Source organism: Archangium lansingense (assembly GCF_026626635.1).
Lineage (GTDB): Bacteria > Myxococcota > Myxococcia > Myxococcales > Myxococcaceae > Archangium > Archangium lansingense.
In genome coordinates, this window is record NZ_JAPNKA010000001.1 from 5,003,728 (window position 1) to 5,019,112 (window position 15,385).

14 protein-coding genes are annotated in these 15,385 nt (G+C 69.4%); 8 read left to right on the forward strand and 6 right to left on the reverse strand.

The window, feature by feature from the left end; genetic code table 11:
• Positions 1–52 precede the first annotated feature (52 nt).
• Both OV287_RS20585 and thiD read right to left on the reverse strand, forming a co-directional pair.
• Positions 53–1,459 carry an MATE family efflux transporter gene (locus OV287_RS20585; RefSeq protein WP_267535741.1) on the reverse strand — a complete coding sequence of 469 codons (1,407 nt, stop codon included), beginning with the start codon at positions 1,457–1,459 and terminating at the stop codon, positions 53–55.
• Between the two features lie 47 nt (positions 1,460–1,506).
• Entirely contained in the window at positions 1,507–2,319 is an 813-nt protein-coding gene (gene thiD / locus OV287_RS20590; RefSeq protein ID WP_267535742.1) for a bifunctional hydroxymethylpyrimidine kinase/phosphomethylpyrimidine kinase, read from the reverse strand.
• Between the two features lie 114 nt (positions 2,320–2,433).
• On the opposite strand from thiD, the gene OV287_RS20595 reads away from it, so the two are divergent.
• Positions 2,434–2,781: a hypothetical protein gene (locus OV287_RS20595; RefSeq protein ID WP_267535743.1), complete on the forward strand. Its 348-nt coding sequence runs from the start codon at positions 2,434–2,436 to the stop codon at positions 2,779–2,781.
• 61 nt (positions 2,782–2,842) lie between these two features.
• Complete coding sequence (locus OV287_RS20600) at positions 2,843–3,454, forward strand: hypothetical protein (protein ID WP_267535744.1); 612 nt, start codon at positions 2,843–2,845, stop codon at positions 3,452–3,454.
• Positions 3,455–3,457: 3 nt separating this feature from the next.
• On the opposite strand, the gene pssA is transcribed toward OV287_RS20600, so the two are convergent.
• From pssA to OV287_RS20620, 4 genes are all read right to left on the reverse strand, one after another.
• The gene (gene pssA, locus OV287_RS20605) at positions 3,458–4,099 is read right to left on the reverse strand and encodes a CDP-diacylglycerol--serine O-phosphatidyltransferase (protein WP_267535745.1); all 642 of its coding nucleotides are present in this window, start codon (positions 4,097–4,099) and stop codon (positions 3,458–3,460) included.
• 104 nt (positions 4,100–4,203) lie between these two features.
• Positions 4,204–5,184 carry an NAD-dependent epimerase/dehydratase family protein gene (locus OV287_RS20610; RefSeq protein WP_267535746.1) on the reverse strand — a complete coding sequence of 327 codons (981 nt, stop codon included), beginning with the start codon at positions 5,182–5,184 and terminating at the stop codon, positions 4,204–4,206.
• Entirely contained in the window at positions 5,181–6,038 is an 858-nt protein-coding gene (locus OV287_RS20615) for a lysophospholipid acyltransferase family protein (protein ID WP_267535747.1), read from the reverse strand. The genes OV287_RS20610 and OV287_RS20615 overlap by 4 nt, the downstream gene beginning before the upstream one ends.
• A gap of 25 nt (positions 6,039–6,063) precedes the next feature.
• Positions 6,064–6,327 (reverse strand): hypothetical protein, encoded by a 264-nt coding sequence (locus tag OV287_RS20620; protein ID WP_267535748.1) that lies wholly within the window; start codon positions 6,325–6,327, stop codon positions 6,064–6,066.
• Between the two features lie 272 nt (positions 6,328–6,599).
• On the opposite strand from OV287_RS20620, the gene OV287_RS20625 reads away from it, so the two are divergent.
• The 6 genes from OV287_RS20625 to OV287_RS20650 all read left to right on the forward strand — a co-directional run bounded on the left by OV287_RS20625 (position 6,600) and on the right by OV287_RS20650 (position 15,381).
• Entirely contained in the window at positions 6,600–9,551 is a 2,952-nt protein-coding gene (locus tag OV287_RS20625; RefSeq protein ID WP_267535749.1) for a choice-of-anchor D domain-containing protein, read from the forward strand.
• Positions 9,552–9,711: 160 nt separating this feature from the next.
• Positions 9,712–10,089: a hypothetical protein gene (locus OV287_RS20630; RefSeq protein ID WP_267535750.1), complete on the forward strand. Its 378-nt coding sequence runs from the start codon at positions 9,712–9,714 to the stop codon at positions 10,087–10,089.
• Positions 10,090–10,215: 126 nt separating this feature from the next.
• Positions 10,216–12,135: a serine/threonine protein kinase gene (locus OV287_RS20635; RefSeq protein WP_267535751.1), complete on the forward strand. Its 1,920-nt coding sequence runs from the start codon at positions 10,216–10,218 to the stop codon at positions 12,133–12,135.
• Positions 12,136–12,157: 22 nt separating this feature from the next.
• A complete protein-coding gene (locus OV287_RS20640) occupies positions 12,158–14,149 on the forward strand; it encodes a serine/threonine protein kinase (protein WP_267535752.1) in 1,992 nt (663 codons plus the stop codon).
• Positions 14,150–14,313: 164 nt separating this feature from the next.
• Positions 14,314–14,838, forward strand: coding sequence for a MerR family transcriptional regulator (locus OV287_RS20645; RefSeq protein WP_267535753.1), 525 nt, complete (start codon positions 14,314–14,316; stop codon positions 14,836–14,838).
• Between the two features lie 48 nt (positions 14,839–14,886).
• Entirely contained in the window at positions 14,887–15,381 is a 495-nt protein-coding gene (locus tag OV287_RS20650) for a sigma factor-like helix-turn-helix DNA-binding protein (protein ID WP_267535754.1), read from the forward strand.
• Positions 15,382–15,385 lie beyond the last annotated feature (4 nt).

The window sequence follows — 15,385 nt, forward strand, 5'->3', positions numbered from 1 at the left end:
TCGTTCCACCAGGCCAGATGTCCAAACTCGCCTGCCTGGAGTACGGGCGTGTCTACACCTCGCGCAGCTTCCAACGTCCACGCCGAAACACCCAGGCGCTCAGCAGGGCGAAGACGGAGAAGGCGGTGGCGATGGATGCGAAGGCGCCAGACGGCCCCAGCCCGAGCGGCCCGGACAGCAGCCAGGCCAGCGGGAGCTCCAAGCCCCAGAAGCACAGGAGGTTGAGCAGGGTCGGAGTGGAGGTGTCCCCGGCCCCGTTGAGCGCCTGGGAGAGCACCATGCCGTAGGCGTAGAAGAGGAAGCCGGCGCTCACGATGCGCAGGCAGCGCACGGCGACGGCGACCACCGGCGGGTCCTGGGTGATGGTGGTGATCAGCGGCTCGGCGAAGAAGATGAAGCCGAGCCCCACCGCGCCGAGGAAGACCATGTTGTAGAGGCCCGCGCGCCAGACGGCCTGCTCGGCGCGCTCCGGCTTGCGGGCGCCCAGGTTCTGTCCCACCAGCGTGGCCGCGGCGTTGGCCATCCCCCACGAGGGCAGGAGAGCGAAGAGGATGATGCGCATGCCAACGGTGTAGCCGGCCACCGCGGCGCTGCCAGCCGACGCGAGGATGCGCACCAGCACCGTCCAGCTCGCGGTGCCGATGAGCATCTGGAAGGTGGCGTTGACCGACAGCCGCAGCATGGTGAGCATGGTGGCTGGCTCGAAGCGCAGGTGGTGGCGGCGGACGGCCACTCGGCTGGTGCCCCGCGAGAGCCGGTAGAGCTGGTAGCACACGCCCACCCCACGCCCGATCGTGGTCGCCATGGCCGCGCCCACCACGCCCAGCTCTGGGAAGGGTCCGAGCCCGAGGATGAGACACGGGCACAGGATGATGTTGAGCAGGTTGGCGAGCCCCAGCACGCGCATCGACACGGCGGCGTCCCCCGCGCCGCGGAAGATGGCGTTGATGATGAAGAGCAGCAGGATGATGACGTTGCCGCCCAGGAGGAGCTGCGTATAGCGGAACCCCTGCTCTACGACCCAGGGGGAGCCGCCCAGCATCGAGAGCAGGGGCTGGGCGAACACCACGCCGGCCACGCCGATGGGAATGGAGACGAGGACGCCCAGGCCGATGGCCTGCACGGCCACGCGCGCCGCCGCTTCTGGATCCTTCTCCCCCGTGCGCCGGGCGATCAGCGCCGAGGCTCCGATGCTCAACCCCATCGCCAGCGCGTAGATGAGCGCGACGATCGACTCGGTGAGCCCCACGGTGGCGATGGCCTCGGCGCCCAGCCGGGCCACGAAGAACACGTCCACCACGGCGAAGATGGACTCCATCACCATCTCCAGCACCATGGGGACGGACAGCAGCAGGATGGCCCGTCCCAAGGGGGCCTCGGTGAAGTCCTGCTCGGTGCCCCGCACGGCTTCCTTCAGGGAGGTCCAGAGGCTGGGGGCAGGACCTTCATGTGCACTCATGGGCCCTCACATAGCCCGAAGCGCCCGCGAAGCATCGGGAATCCAGCTCAGGAGTCCAGCAGCGGGAAGAAATGGCCGATGGGACCGTTGCCCTGGCCGACTGCGAGCGGGTGCTGGAGCGCCCGGGTGACGTATTGCTTGGCCCGCTTCGTGGCCTCGAGCGGCTCGAACCCCAGGGCCAGGTTGGCGGCGATGGCCGCGGACAGCGTGCACCCCGTGCCATGCGTGTTGCGCGTCTCCACCGTGGTCAGGTGCAGCGCCTCCATGCGCTTGCCGTCGAACCAGACGTCGGTGCCGCACAGGGAGCCCGGCATTGCGCCGCCCTTGACGAGCACCGCCTTGGGTCCCAGCCGGTGGATGCGGCGCGCGGCCTCCTTCATGTCCTGCAGGGAGTGGAGCTCCAGGCCCGCGAGCAGCTGCGCCTCGTGCCGGTTGGGCGTGACGAGGGCGGCCAGTGGGAGGAGCTGCTCGCGCAGGGCCGCCACGGCCTCGTCGTCGATGAGCCGGGAGCCCGCGCGCGACACCATGACCGGATCCACGACGAGCGGGGTGATGCCGAGTGTCCGGACCCGCTCGGCCACCGTGGCGATGATGGCCCGGTTGACGAGCATGCCCGTCTTGGCGGCGCCGATGCCGATGTCCGAGGCCACCGCGTCGATTTGAGCCGCGACGGACTCGGGGGGCATGACGTCCACCCGGGTGACCCCGAGTGTGTTCTGGGCCGTCAGCGCGGTCAGCGCACTGGTCCCGTGAACGCGGTGGAATGAGAAGGTGCGCAGGTCCGCCTGGATGCCCGCGCCCCCGCCACTGTCCGAGCCCGCGATCGTGAGCGCGGTCGCTACCTTCCTGGGGTGCTCCATGGGGGGCGCATCATTCCGGGGGCGGGGGCCCATGTCCACGCAACTTCGGAGCGGCTTCGGCGATAATACCGGTCGGACCTCCCACCCGTACGGGCAGTGTCCCCTGGAGACACCATGTCCACCATCAACGGTCTGACCGGTCCCCGCCTGCCCACCTCGACCCCCTCCGCGGCCCAGGAGGCCCCTCGGACGAGCTTTGCCTCCCGCGTGCAGGCGAGCGCCAGCGGGAGCGTGGCCATCCGCCCCGGTAACGCCCCCCTCGTCTCGGGCCGCGACGTCGTCGCCCAGACCGTCGCCGCCGCCAAGCAGGATGCTGCCGCCGGGTCCTCCCAGGGCGCGGGCGCCCCCCCGGTATCCCCGGAGGAACAGGCCATCCGGGAGATGTCCCGCATGTCCCTGATGAACACCGCGCAGTCCATCTTCCAGGGCTTCGGCCAGATGCCCAAGCCCGATCAGGACTGAACCTCACTCCCCAGGGCGCGGGCGATCAGCGGAAGTGGTAGACCACCTTCCCCTGTCTGTCATGCGCGCGCTCTTTCTCATCCTCCTGCTCGTCTGCCCGGTGGCGTTCGCCGCCGAGGGCACCACCCTCAGGGTCCGCTGCGTCGAGACCTGCACCGTCCTCCTCGAGGGCAAGCCTGGCCGGCGTCTCCACGGCTCTCAGTGGAACTGGGAGTTCAGCGACGTCTCGGCTGGTAAGCGGCGCATCGAGGTGAAGGGGATTCTCGGCCGCTCCCTGGCGACCAGCTACATCGACATTCCGGCTGTCCCCGAGGTCAGCGTCTATGTCGACATGAAGGGGCGGGTGACCGTCTCGCCGGTTGCCTCCTCCTCACCGGCTGCCCCCTCGCCGGTGCCTCCCGAGGAGCCGAAGCGGCACGAGGACTCCGTCCTTCACATCCGCTGCCAGAAGCCCTGCACGGTGTCGGTGGACTATGTCCGCAGGCCCTCGGGTGACTCGCACACCGTCATCGTCCACGGCGTGAAGCCGGGCCCCCACCGGGTGGAGGTGAGCTTCGTGCTTGGGAGCGGAGCGCGGCGGGAGTCCATCGACGTGCCCCCCGCCAGCGAGGTGTTCGTCTACGCCGCCGAGACGGGACTCCAGGTCACTAACACCCGGCCGCTCGGGAAGTAGGGCTCAGAACTTGGGGATGCGCAGCGTCTTGCTGATCATCGCGCTGCCGCTGGCGAAGTAGAGCAGCACGATGGGGTGGAACTGGAAGGGGCCCACGTCCCAGACGCCGAAGGGGAGCGTGTCCCCGGTGCGGCCCTTCCAGAAGAAGAAGGCGAGCACCATCACCAGCGCCAGGCTGGTGGGGATGGGCGTGCCCTCGAAGTACTTCACCTTGCCCGTGCTGTCCGAGAGCGTGGCCGCGGTGACGTTGAAGCGCGCCAGGCGGCTGATGCCGCAGCCCACGAAGTAGAGCAGCACCGCCACGTCCAGCGTGCCGCGCAGCCCCATGGCGAAGGCCAGCGCCGCGGGCGCCATGCCAAAGGAGATGACGTCCGCGAGCGAGTCCAGGTCCGCCCCCAGCGGAGAGGACTGGAAGCGCCAGCGCGCGATGCGGCCATCCAGGGCATCGAGGATGAAGGCCAGCGGTAGCAGCCCGAAGGCCAGCCACAGCCAGTGGGGCAGCCCGGTGGCCAGGTACTGCATCTGCGCCAGGATGGAGCCCGAGCCCGAGAAAGCATTGCCCAGCGTGACGAAGTCCGCCGGCGTGAAGGTGCGAATCATCGAGAAGTGGCGCGGCTCACGTTTCTGCGGCGACTCCGTCGGCATGCATTCCCTCCGCGGCCCTGGGGGGCGTGGAACCCAAGGCTTAGCGCATCTTGCGGCCTTCGCCGCTTTCTTTGCGGAGAGATGTTGCTCCTTCCGTCCGACGTTCAGCGGCTGGCGGGCCAGTTCACCCGGTGGTGGGGCTCGTAACCCAGCCTCTGGCGCGCCTGGGTGCCGTCCAGCACGGCCGCGAAATGGAAGCGGCCTCGGTTGATGCGGTAGGAGAACTGAGCCCCTCGCAGCCGGCGCCGGGTCTCGTAGACGGGCGCCAGCAGCGGTCCGGGCATGGGCAGGTCCAGCCGCCCTGACAGGCGGATGCAGGTGGAGAGCGGCAGGGTGTCCGCGCCGGGGATGTTGAAGAGTCCCTGGAGCCCCCCGGCGTACACGGCCAGCCGCAGCGCCTCCGTGGCGTCCTCCTGGGTCAGGACGTTGAGCATGGGATCGAAGCCCGCCGAGCGCAGGCACACCGGCGCGCGGAGGTAGTCGTGGAGCTGCGAGCCCTCATGGGGGGCCAGGACTTCCGCGCAGCGCAGCACGGCCAGCTCCAGTCCGGCCATCATGCCCATCTGTGAGCACGCGAGCAGGTCCGCCTCGACGCGATCGCGCACCCACTGCGGGGCGTCGGGAGACAGCTCCAGCGGATGGTCCTCGGTGATGAGGGTCGGCAGGCCTCGCTCGACTCGGTACACCTCCGCGTGGGAGCGGAACACCAGGCGCCGCAGGGTGGGATGGCGCTCGGACAGGGACAGCAGCCAGCGGAGCGACTCCACGTTCTGCACGTGCACCCGGTCCCCGAAGTCATTGGCCCGGTGCAGGGCCAGGTGCACCACCACGTCCACCCCGAGGTCGCGCGCCGTACCGAAGAGCAGATCATGCACCGGCCGCGCGTGGGTGAGGTCCACCCGGTGGTAGGACAGCCGCGGGTCCTCCGGAAGGTCCACTCGCTCGCGGGGCTCCAGGCCCACCGCCATCACCGTGCGCAGGGCACGGTCTTCCAGCAGAGTCCGGCACAGCCGAGCTCCCACCGGCGTGCTTGCACCGAGCACCAGGACGCCCCGAGGACTCCGCCACTCCGGGCGCGCGCTCACCGGAACACCCCCTTGCGCAGCCGCAGGCCCTTGTTCACGAGCGCCTGGACGGCTTGGCGTACGCGCTCGGCGGCGCGGCGCACGACTTCCGGGTCGTCCGCATCCTCGGGGCGCAGGCCCTCGTGAAGGTGCAGGGGCTCGCCATAGTGGAGGTGGTAGCGCACCGGGAGGGGCAGGGGAGTGAGCGGCACGGGCAGGTAGGGGACGCCGAAGGCATGCACGGGCAGGCGGGCCACCTGCGGCATCTGCTCCTCCGAGCCGACGATGCCCACCGGCACCACGGGCGCCTGGTGGCGGATGGCCAGCTCCGCATGGCCCACCCGGAAGTCCCGGAGCTGGTAGCGCTCGCGGAAGGGCTTGGCGATGCCGGGCACGCCCTCGGGGAAGATGAGCAGCAGCTCGCCTGCCTCGAGCAGCGCGCGGAGGTTGCCCGCCGAGCCGCCCACCACGCCGGAGCGTGCGTACAGCGTGCTCACGTAGGGCAGGGCGGGGACGAAGTAGTCGGCCACCGGACGCGGCAGCCGCCGGCACCGGAGGATGACGTCCGTCCACACCATCATCGCATCGAAGGGCAGGGTGCCCGCGTGGTTGCCCACGAGCACGGCTGGGCCCTGGCGAGGGACGTGCTCCGTCCCGTGGGAGCGGACGCGGAACCAGTAGCGGTGCAGCAACTCCGTCAGGGACAGGGAGAGCGCTGCGTGCAGGGGCTCGTACCCGAAGACGTCATGGCCGTGGCCCGCGTCCCGGTAGGGGATGGAGCGCAGGTGCTCCAGGGGCTCGGCCCACAGTGTGGAGGCAAGCCGCCGTCCGGCCTGCCCCAGTAAGGACTGCAGTTCCGCGGGCCGCACGTCCATGGAGTCCCCGCGCTCCGGCCCTTCGCTACGTCTGCCCGCTCGGCCGGTGGTGGCGGAGTGACTCGCGGAAGCCGCGGAACCTCTCCACCAGATCCTCCATGGTCCGTTGTGAGACTTCCGTCACCTCATCCGCGAGCTTCTCCGCATCGCGCATCACGGGCTCCAGCTCCTTCCACTTGTCCCGGGCCTCCATGCCCGCCAGGTGGATGTCCACGCGAATCTCATCGCGCAATGTCTTCAGCCGTCCGAGGCTCTCCTTCATCCAGTCGCGCATCTGTCGCTCGTTCATGACGCCTGTCCTCCGTTTCGTGTCGGTCTCATCGCAAAGAAGAGAGCAAGCGTCGTGCCGGTCTGCGATCGGGCGCGGGTCGCGGTGATCCGACCGGAAGCGGACAGCGCGAGGGTGGGAGGATCGGTGGAGTGCCTGTGCCGGACGGGGGGACTGAGGTGGGCGTTGCTCCCCCCTCTCTGGGTGCCTAGCTTCGCACCCTGATCCCACCGGACTCCTTGTGTGGGTTCCGGGTGGGTGGGGCGCAGGGGTGGGGAAGGGGAATGGGATCCATGAGCAGGCGCTGGGGCCTGTGTGTCCTCGCAGTACTGACGGTACTGACGGGGTGTGCCGATCGTGACCGACCGGCCATCGCCGATGGCAGGCTGGCGGCGACGCCGGGTGGGTTGGACTTCCAGCGGGTGGCGATCTTCGACGGGCGCGAGGCAGAAGTGGTGCTGCGCAACGTGGGACGCTCCCGCATCATCGTGGACGAAGCCTGGGTGGAGGGGCCCGCGGGGGCCTGGCAGGTGGACTTCGCTCACGAAGGTCCTCACTCGCTCGTACCGGGTGGGGATTGCTCGTTGCGCGTGCGCTTCACGCCGCAGGGGGAAGGGCCGCTGCCGGCCACGCTGGTGGTGCGCTCGGACTCGAAGAAGGAGCCGCTGCTCCGCGTGCGGTTGCAGGGCCTGGGAGTGGACGCCTGGGCGCGTGTGACGCCGCGGCGGCTGGACTTCGGGCGCATCGAGGCCGACTCCACCAAGACGCTCAACTTCACCGTCAACAACCCCACGGACATGCCGGTGGAGGTGACGCCGAAGCTGGTGGGAGCGGACCGGGACGAGTTCTCCGTGGCGCCGCTGACGCTGGGGCCGGGAGAGCAGCGAGATGTGCCCATCACCTTCTCGCCAGGGCGGGTGGGCCGCAAGCAGGTGGCGTTGGCGGTGTCGCCGTGCAAGGGCTGCTCGGATGTGGCGGTGCAGGTAGCAGCCGAGTCGCTGGAGCAGGCGGTGGTGGCCGAGCCGCCGCTGCTCGACTTTGGCTCCATCCCCGTGGACAAGGACAGCTTTCGGATGGCGCGCCTGCACAACCTCAGCACGGAGCCCATGACGGTGACGGAGCTGAAGCTGGAGGGCAGGGATGCCTCCTTCAGTCATGGGGCCCCAGGACTGCCGCTGGTGCTCGCGCCCGGGGAGATTCGTTCGTGGCAGCTGCGCTACAGCCCGGGGCACATGGGGCCGGCCGAGGACACGGCCTTCTTCCACGTGGTGAGCAAGCGCCATCCCACCACGGATGTGGCGCTGCGCGGCTATGGCGGCGCGGCGGAGCTGTGCGTGGCGCCGCTCACCCATGACTTCGGGCGTCAGCCGAGGGGCTCGAAGACTTCGATGGTCGTCAACGTGAAGAACTGCGGTGCCTCCAACGGGGGGCCGCTCACCATTTACGGGCTCGAGTTCCACTCGCTGGACGGGCACCCGGACACGGACGTCCAGTTCAACGTGGCACCCCTGGCGCTGCCTCTCCGGCTGCTGCCCGGCGAGGAGGTGAACCTCAAGGTCTACTACGAGCCCACGCGTGAGGGGGCGGCGGCGGGCCGGCTGCTGATGACGACGGACGTGTACACGGGCAGCTCCACGGAGCTGGACTTCACAGGCTTCGCGGAGCCGCACCTGCCCTGCCAGCTGGCCGTGACTCCGCCGGTGGTGGATTTCGGCACGGTGGAGCCGGGCTATGGCGCGGTGCTGGGCGTGAAGGTGGCCAACGTTGGGACGGACATCTGCGCGGTGAAGAACATCCGCCTGAGCGACAGCGGGGGCGGGGTGTTCAGCCTGCCCGGTGGCGAGCTGGACGGCGCCATCATCTGGCCGGGGGACTATTTCAGCTACATGGTGGCCTTCCGCTCGCCCGTGACGGGAGGTGACTTCACGGGGGCGGTACAGTTCGAGCCGGCGGATCCAGCCAACCCGGTGGTGGTGGTGCCGCTGCTGGCCCACTCGCAGAACGCGTGCCTGGTGGCCTCGCCGCGCTTCGTGGACTACGGCGTGTCGCGCCCGGACTGCGCTCCGGCCCCGCGCGAGGTGAACTACCTCAACGCCTGCCGCACGCCGGTGACGGTGTCCAACGTGTTCATCGGTGCAGGCACCACGGATGGGGAGTTCGAGCTCCAGGGCGCGCCGGGCACGCCCTTCACGCTGGATCCAAACGATGGCTTCACCGTGACGGTGGGCTACCTGGCCCAGGTGTACGGGCTCAACATGTCACCGCTCTTCGTGGACTCGTCGGATCTGCCCGAGCCGCTGCTCGTCCCGCTCATCGGCGAGTCCTCTCGGCGCATGGACAAGACGGACACGTTCATCCAGCAGGACGGCTCCAAGGTGGACGTCCTCTTCGTGGTGGACAACACCGCGTCCATGGTGGAGGAGCAGCCGCGCATCGTCTCGGCCATGCCCGCCTTCGCCGACGCCGCCCTGGCCAGGGGCGTGGATCTGCACGTGGCGGTCACCACCACGGGCATCGATGAGATCTCCGACGCGTGCCCCGGTGGTGCGCGGGGTGGTGAGGCGGGGCGCTTCTTCCCGGTGGATGGCAGCCGGCCGCGCCTGCTGACGAACCGCACGCCGGGCCTGGCCTCCGTGCTGCAACAGAACGTGAACGTGGGCCAGTGCGCCACGGTGGAGCAGGGCTTCGAGGCCGTGAGGCGTGCCCTGTCGCCTCCGCTGGTGAATGGCGCGGATGATCCGCGCACGCCTCCGAAGAACGACGGCAACCTGGGCTTCCTGCGTGACGAGGCCGCGCTGGTGGTCGTCTTCATGGGTGATGAGGACGACCACTCGCCCGACAGCGTGGACACCTACGTGCGCTTCCTCCGCACGCGCAAGGGTGAGAACCAGCCGCAGCGCATGACCATCTACGCCATCGCGCCGACGGCCTCCGGCTGCCCCACCTCGGGCGGCGCGGGTACGCGTTATGCCGAGGCCGCGGGCCGCACGGGTGGCGAGGTGCTCTCCGCCTGCTCCGCGGACTACGCGCCCCTGCTGCGCTCGGTGGCCACCAAGGCCTTCTCCGCCCAGGACCGCTTCCCACTCAGCGAGCTACCAGACGCGGGCAGCATCGTGGTGAGGGTAAATGGTGCTGTGGTGACCAGTGGTTGGACCTATGACGGCGCCACCAACAGCGTCGTCTTCGCCACGGCCCCCGTGCCGGGCGCGAAGGTGGATATCTACTACCGCCGCGTGTGCCGCTGAGCGCGGTGGGGGAAACGCTCCGGGGCCGGTTATCCGGCTCCGGAAGGGATATGTCGGCCCTGGGTGCTACAGCTCTGCATCGGTCTGTGCGGTTGACCGGAAAATTGGAGGGCAACCCATGCTGAGTACCCTGAGGGCGTCCCCGCAGCAGGAGGCGACGGTGAGCTCCCGACAGCACGAAGACAACTCCACCTCCGAGCGCCCGCTCACCCGCCGCTCGTCCGCGCCGTCCGCCCGCTCGCCGGGTGGCTTGCGCGTCATCAACGGGGGAGGGCAGCGTCGGCAGGACGAGCCACTCGTCTCCCGCGACGCCGTGGCCCGTGTGCTCATGGAGGCGGGTGTGGACCTGCTCCTGCGCCGCATCAGCCCGGCCCGGGCCGCGGAGATTGAGCGCAAGGTGGACCGGGTGTTGGACTTGTTCGACCGGGTGGACGCCGCGCCTCTGCTGATGCCCGTGCTGCAGCGGCACCTGGACGAGCTGGAGGCCCTCATGCGCGAGACCCGCCAGGTCAGAGCCCCGGCCCGTCGCGGGGGGTAGTGCGGGGAAAAGTGCGACAGGACGTTTGACCCTCCCGGCCGGGCCGCTTACGCTCGGGGCCCCTTCCGCCTCCGGGTGTTCCCCTCACACGGCCACGGCGCCGTGGGGAGGGGGGCTTGTCGCATCGTGTCGAACGAGAACTACGGCAAATACCAGCTCCTCAAGCGGCTCGCCATGGGAGGCATGGCGCAGATCTACCTCGCGCGCCAGCGGGGTCCCGAGGGCTTCGAGAAGCTGCTCGTCATCAAGCGCATCCTCCCGCACCTGGCGGAGAACGAGGACTTCGTCCGGATGTTCCTGGACGAGGCGCGCATCGCCGCGCGGTTGGATCACCCCAACATCGTCGACATCTACGACCTGGGGGCGCAGGACGACACCTTCTTCATCGCCATGGAGTACATCCACGGCGAGGATCTGCGGCGCGTGTGGAAGCGCGCGGAGCGCAGCGGCCAGCTGATTCCGGTACCGCTGGTGTGCCGCATCATGATCGAGGCCTGCGCCGGCCTGGACCACGCGCACAAGCAGAAGGACGCCCAGGGCAAGCCGCTGGGCATCGTCCACCGGGACATCTCCCCGCAGAACATCCTGCTGACGTTCGAGGGGCGGGTGAAGGTGGTGGACTTCGGCATCGCCAAGGCGGCGGACCAGGCCACCGTGACGCGCTCGGGAGTGCTCAAGGGCAAGTACTCGTACATGGCGCCGGAGCAGGCCGCCGGGCAGAAGAACCTGGACCGCCGCGCGGACATCTTCGCCCTGGGCGTGGTGCTCTACGAGCTGCTCACCGGGATGCGCCTCTTCAAGCGCCTCACGGACATGGCCACGCTGCAGGCGGTGGCGGATTGCACCATCTCGCCGCCCTCGCAGATCAACCCGCGCGTGCCGAAGGACCTGGACCCCATCGTCATGAAGGCGCTGACGCGCGAGCCGGAGGACCGGTACGCGGAGGCGCTGCAGCTGCAACTCGCGCTGGAGGACTGGCTGCTGGCTCACCAGCTGCCGTCGTCCACGGCGCACGTGGCGGCCTTCATGAAGGACGTGTATGCCGCGCGGCTGGCCGAGGAGGCTCGGCTGGGCGACGTGCTCGTGGAGGAGGCCGACTCCGCGTCGCCCGCCGGTGCGAGCAAGGCGCACGAGAAGGCACTCGAGAATTCCTCCGCCGAGACGATGGCCTCGCCGCGCCAGGTGGACACGCAGGCTCCGTCGGAGCGCAGGGAATCGACGGACCGGTTGGAGCGGGTGCAGCAGCGCACCCCAGGCCGGCCCTCCCGAGGCGATCAGCGGGCCGTGTCCTCCGAGCGCAAGGAGCAGGAGCCCCGGCGCACCGTGGACATTCGCCGTGCGCCGGCGCCCGAGCTCGCGGAGGAGCCTCGCTCCCTTTCTTCCTCGAAGCCCGGACGGCGCCGTACGCCCGCCCCCGAGTCCGGAGAGGAGTCGCGCACCGAGGACTCCGACCCCGAGAAGACGCTGGTGCCGAGGTCGAGCCGGTCGCGTGTGCCGGCCATGCCTCCTCCCGTCGAGGCTCCCCGGAAGCCGTACCGGCTCGCCCTGCTGGCGGTGGGGGTGGGACTTGTCGTGGGCGTGGGCCTGGGCGGGTGGTGGGCCGTGCGCTCCATGCCCGCTCCTGTGGCGGCAGCGGGCTCGGTGACGAAGCCGGTTCTGCCGGAGCCCTCGCAGCCGGTGGTTCCCGCGCAACCTGCGCCTTCTCGGGAGGAGCCGAAGCCCGCAGTGGCCGCGCCCGTTCAGAATGCTCCGTCCCGGGAAGCGCAGAAGCCGGAGCCCGAGCGGCTCGCGACGGCCCCGGTAGCGCGTCCGTCCACACAGTCACAACAGTCACAGGAGTCGCGTCAGGGCACGGTGCGCTTCGCGGTCACCCCCTGGGCCGAGGTGTCCTGCGGTGGGCGCAACCTCGGGAGCACCCCGTTGCCGGACGTCCACTTCGCCGCCGGCGTGTACGAATGCAAGTTCTCGAACCCGGAGTTGGGGACGCGTACCCAGCGGGTCGAGGTGAAGGCCAACAGCAGCACTCGAGTGGTCGTGAAGTTCTAGCTCGCTCTCCAGGATCTCCTCCGTGACACTCGAAGCAGGCACTCCCATCGGCAAGTACGTCGTCAAGCGCAAGCTCGCCGAGGGAGGGATGGCCGAGATCTACCTGGCCACCTCCATGGGCGCCGAGGGCTTCGAGAAGGAAGTCGTCATCAAGCGCGTGCGTTCGTTCCTCGCGGACGCCGAGTTCGTGCAGATGTTCATCGACGAGGCGCGGCTGACCTCACGGCTCAACCACGCCAACCTGGTGCAGATCTTCGACTTCGACAAGCACGAGGACACCTTCTACCTGGCCATGGAGTACGTGCGTGGCTGCTCGCTGTGGGAGCTGCGCAAGCGCTGCCGGGAGAAGGGCATCTCCGTTCCGCCGGTGCTGGTGGCGCACATTGGCGCGCAGGTGGCGGCTGGGCTCCAGTACGCGCACCGGGTCAAGTCCCCGGATGGGGAGCTGATTCACCTGGTGCACCGCGACGTCACCCCGCACAACGTGCTGCTGTCCTACGACGGCGCGGTGAAGCTCACCGATTTCGGCATTGCCAAGCACCGCGACAAGCTGACCCAGCCGGGAGTGCTCAAGGGCAAGTTCGCGTACATGTCCCCGGAGCAGGCGCGCGGTGAGGCGGTGGATGCTCGCACGGACGTCTTCGCGCTCGGCGTGGTGCTCTGGGAGATGCTCATCGGCGGCCGGTTGTTCGATGGGGACTCGGAGCTCGCCGTGCTCCGCGCGGTGCAGGAGAGCGTCATCACTCCGCCGGTCCGCCTCAACCCGGATGTGCCCGAGGAGCTGAGCGAGGTGGTGTGCACCGCGCTCGAGCGCGACCCGGAGGTTCGCTACCAGTCCGCGGGCGAGATGGAGCGCGCGCTCGCCCAGTTCGTGCTGCACCGCGCGGCCAGCGTGGACGACACGGACGTGGGCACCTTCGTGCGGCGGCTCTTCGACGTGCCCCTCACCCAGTACATCGCGGTTCCGTCCGCGCTGACCGAGCGCTCGCAGCGCAGCCGCTCCGGCAGCGTTCCCGTGGCGGGGACGAACCCGGCTACGGGCGCTCGGAGCCGCACGGGGGAGTCGCCCTCGGTGGAGGTGGCCGGGTCCGCCGCTCAGGCGCCCGCACCTGCTCGCGAGGCCACCGCGGTGCTGCCCGGGTCCAATCCGGCCTCGGGGCGCGACAGGCCGGTGCGTCCGGAGGCCCCCGAAGAGGCCCTGGTCTCCGCGTCCACCCAGGTCCTGTCTCGCGAGCCGCTTCCCCCGCGCTCCACCCAGCCACTGCCCCCGGCCGAGAGTTCGCGGAACTCCCGCCCCATGCCCGTGGTCAGCCCGGCGGGGCAGGGGAGCACGCCGGAGCCCGCGGCCCTCGAGCCTGCCCCAGCTCCGGCCCCCGTCAGGGTGGCGCAGGTGATGCCCGCCGGTACTCCTGTGATGGATGCCCCGGTGTCGACGCGCGGGGGCAAGGGCCTCTGGGTGGGCGCGAGCGTGGCGGCCGTGGTCCTCATCGGCGGGGTGGCGGCCCTGGTGCGGCCGTCGAAGCCGCCGGCTCCCGAAACCTCGGCTTCCGTGTCAGCCACTCCGGCGCCCACCATGACTCCTCCGACGGGTGGGACTCCGGCGGATGCCACCGCTTCGTCCGGAGCGAAGGCCGACGTTCCCACGCAGCCCTCCTCGGACTCCGCTGTCGCGGCTGCTCTCGATGCTGGGGTGCCCGATGCGGGGGCCGTGGTGGCCGTGGCCCCGTCGTCCGAGCCTCCTCGGGCTCCGACGGAGACCGCGGGGCAGACGCCGACGGAGCAGGCTCCCGCCGCGCAGGCCAAGGGGACGCTCACCGTCAAGGCCGTGCCGTATGCCGACGTCTATGTCGACGGCGATCGGGTTCGTCGAGAGTTGCAGGGGACCGCGAACATCCCGCTCGCTCCGGGTCCCCACAAGGTGACCTTCAAGCACCCCTCTCGCACTGAGTCCTTCGACGTCACCATCACCCCCAACGGCCGGGTGACGAAGAGCTTCAACGCGACCCGGAAGTAGCGCCCCCGCCGTTCACTCCCCGACTTCGTAACCCCTAAGCCGCTGGCTTGATCCGGCGCGCCGCGGCCCCCGTACGCCCGGTGCTACCGACTGCTACAGGCTTTTGTTGACAGCTTCGCGGCCTTTCTGGCATTCAATGGCGTCCATTCAGTAGCATATATTCAATGGAAGGCATGCAGTTGCTGGAGCCCGACGAGCTCGAACGCATCGAACGCGACTTCGCCGGCGGGTTGCCTGCTCGGGAGATCCTCGAGATCTTCCGTCCTCGGGGCGTTCAGCTCTCCGAGGCGACGTTCCGCAAGTACGTGCAGGTGGGCTTGTTGCCTCGCTGCCGGCGGGTGGGGCGCAAGGGCAAGCACCAGGGGAGCCGGGGGCTGTACCCGGTGGAATCAGTTCGGCGGATCAACGCCATCAAAAAAATGATGGCCGAGGGTCACACCCTGGAGGACATCAAGCGCTCATTCTTGTTCCACAGGAATCACATCGATCAGCTGGAGCGGGATCTCTCCGAGGTGTTCGAAGGGTTTCAGGATCAGCTAGGGGAGCGCGCCTTTGGTGTGGAGCACCGGCGCACCCTGGAGGCGGATCTGGCTGCGTTGAAGTCAAGGGCCCGGGAGCTGGTCCGGGACGTGGCACGGTTGGGGAGTGCGGTTACCGCGCGCCGAGACGAAAAGCTCCATTCGCAATAGGATGACGGGTGAGGGACCGGGTAGAGTGGATTCATCGTTGGAGGGGACATGTCTGAAGTGAAGCAGCAGCGGCCGGAGGAGGAGGCGCCCGCGGAGGCGGATGGTGGGGCGGAGCGCCGTCGCTCGAAGACGATGTCGCGGAAGGAGATGGCGAGGGACCTGCGCCGCCGCCGCCTGACGGGGCAGATCGACCCTGAGGAGGCTGATCTCCTCACGGCCGTCGATTCGCAGCGGCCGAAGACGCGGGCGGACTGTGTGAACGGTTCCCGTCCGTGCCTCTTCGTGTCCTGCAAGCACAACCTTTATCTGGATGTGAACCCGGAGACCGGGTCCATCAAGCTCAACTTCCCGGACAAGGAGATCTGGGAGCTGGAGCACACCTGCGCCCTGGATGTGGCGGAGAAGGGCGGCATCACGCTGGAGGAGGTGGGGGCCATCATGAACCTCACCCGCGAGCGCATCCGCCAGGTGGAGACGCGCGGCCTGCTCAAGCTGCGTGAGGCCACCGAGGCCGAGCCTCCTGTTTCCGCCCGTAAGCCCTGAGAAT